At 71.8% G+C, this 2655-nt stretch carries 4 protein-coding genes; all 4 read left to right on the top strand.

The features are described from left to right. Positions 1 to 94: 94 nt before the first annotated feature. The gene (locus tag FDZ70_09075; GenBank protein ID TLM70691.1) at positions 95 to 1219 is read left to right on the top strand and encodes a molybdopterin molybdotransferase MoeA; all 1125 of its coding nucleotides are present in this window, start codon (positions 95 to 97) and stop codon (positions 1217 to 1219) included. After that, positions 1216 to 1431, top strand: a complete 216-nt coding sequence (locus FDZ70_09070) for a hypothetical protein (GenBank protein TLM70690.1) — start codon at positions 1216 to 1218, stop codon at positions 1429 to 1431. Before FDZ70_09075 ends, FDZ70_09070 begins: the two co-directional genes overlap by 4 nt. Positions 1432 to 1444: 13 nt before the next feature. After that, entirely contained in the window at positions 1445 to 1963 is a 519-nt protein-coding gene (gene mobB, locus FDZ70_09065; GenBank protein TLM70689.1) for a molybdopterin-guanine dinucleotide biosynthesis protein B, read from the top strand. Between the two features lie 86 nt (positions 1964 to 2049). Next, the coding region (locus FDZ70_09060; GenBank protein TLM70692.1) for a radical SAM protein at positions 2050 to 2655 on the top strand (606 nt) is incomplete at its 3' end.

Raw genomic sequence — 2655 nt, 5'->3', positions numbered from 1 at the left:
CTCGCCCTGCGTGTCCACGCCAACACCACCCGCCCTTCTACAGCCATCCCCTCTCCCCCCAGTACTCCACTTTCCTCTCCGTCCGCAGCGTCACATGTGTCTAAGAGACCGGTTCGACAACTCCGCGATGGACGGCTACGCGCTGATCGCGGGCGACACCGCCGGCGCATCACCCGAGGTGCCCGTCACCCTGCGGGTCCTCGAGCACATCGGCGCCGGCGACTGGCCGGCCGAGTCGATCGCCCTCGGCACGGCGTCGCGCATCATGACCGGCGCGCCGATGCCCGAGGGAGCCGACGCGGTGGTGATGGTCGAGTACACCGTCGCCGGCGAGGCCGACGGCGGCGTCGGCGGCACGGTCGCCGTGCAGCGCGAGGCGACCGCCGGCGACCACGTCCGGCGGCGCGGTGAGGAGGTGCTCGCGGGTGCGGTCGTGCTCGCCGCGGGCGAGGTCCTCGGCCCCGCGGGCATCGGTCTGCTCGCCGCGACCGGCAACCCGCGGCCGCTCGTGTATCGCCGTCCGCGCGTCGCCATCGTGCCGACCGGCAGCGAGTTGGTCGACGCGTCCGAGAAGCCCGGCCCCGGGCAGATCCGCAACTCGAACAGCTACTCGCTCGCCGCGCAGGTGCTCGACGCCGGCGGCGTGCCGCTGCAGTACGCGGTCATCCCCGACGACGAGGCCGCCACGCGCGAGGCGTTCGAGCGCGCGGCCGCAGAGGCGGACTTCATCGTCACGAGCGGCGGGGTGTCCGTCGGCGACTTCGACTTCGTCAAGCCGGTCCTCGAGCAGATCGGCGAGCTCGAGTTCTGCAAGGTCGCGATGCGGCCGGGCAACCCGCAGACGCTCGGCACGATCCGGGGCGTGCCGTTCTTCGGCCTGCCGGGGAACCCGACCTCGACCTTCGTCGGCTTCGAGGTGTTCGTGCGTCCCGCGCTGCTCATGATGCAGGGGCTCACGGAACTCGATCGCCCGCACGTGGTCGCGCGCCTCACCCACGACGTGAAGAAGCGGCAGGACCGGCGCTACTACCTGCGCGCGCGGCTCACGCTCGCCGAGGACGAGTACCAGGTCGAGCTGTCGGGCTCGCAGTCGTCCGCCCTGCTCACCGCAGCGCACCGGGGCAACTGCTTCATGGTCCTGCCCGAGGGGACGGGCATGGTACCTGCTGGCACCGAGGTCGTCTGCATGCGACTGGACGTCAAGGAGGGCACGAGATGAGCGGTTCCGAGAAGGCCGTCGACCCGCGCTGGGCGGCAGCCGTGACCGACGAGCTGCGCGAGGCGGTCCGCACCAAGGGCGTCGACGGGAAGGTGACCTGCCCCGTCCTGCGCAAGCTCGCCGAGGACATGGGCGTGCCGTACAAGGTCGCCGGCGCCGCCGCCGACGAGGTCGGCGTCCGCGTCCACAACTGCGACCTGGGCTGCTTCTAGGCTCCGCGCGCGCGTGACCGGCATCCCGCGCATACCCATCGTCGCCTTCGTCGGCAAGTCCGACTCGGGCAAGACGACGCTGGTCGAGGGCGTGATCGCGGCGCTCACCGAGCGCGGCGTGCGCGTCGCGACCGTCAAACGCCACACGCACGACGACGAGCTCGACGTGCCGGGCAAGGACTCCTGGCGCCACCGCAAGGCCGGCTCGGTGCTGGCGATGGTCTCATCGGCGCACTCGCTCCAGACGGTCCGCTCGCTCGAACGTGAGCTGACGCTCGAGGAGATCGCGGAAGCCGCCGCGCCGTACGCCGACATCCTCATCGCCGAAGGCTTCAAGACGCTCGCGGCCGAGCGTATCGAGGTCTCGCGCCTCGAGCGGTCGGAGTCGATCGTCTCCGCGCCCGAGGAACTGGTCGCGCTGGTCACGGACAACCCGGCGCTCGCGCCTGCCGGCGTGCCGCGCTTCGAACTCGACGACCACGCGGGCGTGGCCGACTTCGTAGCGCGGCGGTACCTGATGGGCGGTGCGTAGCCGTGGCCACCGACACGCACGGGCGCCGCATCGACTACCTGCGGATCTCGCTCACGGACCGCTGCAACCTGCGCTGCGTGTACTGCATGCCGGAAGGCGGCGTCGAGCAGCTCCCGCACGAGCACATCCTCACGCTCGAGGAGATCGAGCGCTTCGCGGCGCTCGCCGTGGAGCAGGGGATCGGCAAGATCCGGCTCACCGGCGGCGAGCCGCTCGTGCGCTTCGGCGTCGTGGACCACGTCCGCCGTCTGCGGGCGATCACGGGCCTGGAGGACATCGCGCTCACGACGAACGGCACCCTTCTGGCGAAGTACGCATCGGACCTGTACGACGCCGGCCTGCGGCGCGTCAACGTCAGCCTCGATTCGCTGGACGCGGAGGTCTACGCGCGCGTGACGCGCGGCGGCGTGCTCGCCGACGCGCTCGCGGGCATCGACGCGGCGTTCGATGCGGGCTTCGAGCCGGTGAAGGTCAACGTCGTCGTGGTGCGGTCCCTCGAACAGGACCTGCTCGCGTTCGCCCGCATGACGCTCGAGCGCCCGCTGCACGTCCGGTTCATCGAGTACATGCCGGTCGGCGAGGTCGAGAGCGGAGCCGGCTGCCACGCCGAGACCTCGGCCGGCTGGACGCCCGGCGACACCGTCCCGAGCCGGGCCGTCATCGAGCGGCTCGCCGCCGCGGGCGCCGCGGCG

The sequence above is a fragment of the Actinomycetota bacterium genome, from assembly GCA_005774595.1.
Classification (GTDB): domain Bacteria; phylum Actinomycetota; class Coriobacteriia; order Anaerosomatales; family D1FN1-002; genus D1FN1-002.
Note: the sequence above shows the minus strand (reverse complement) of the source record. Positions and strands in the feature narration are given on the sequence as shown.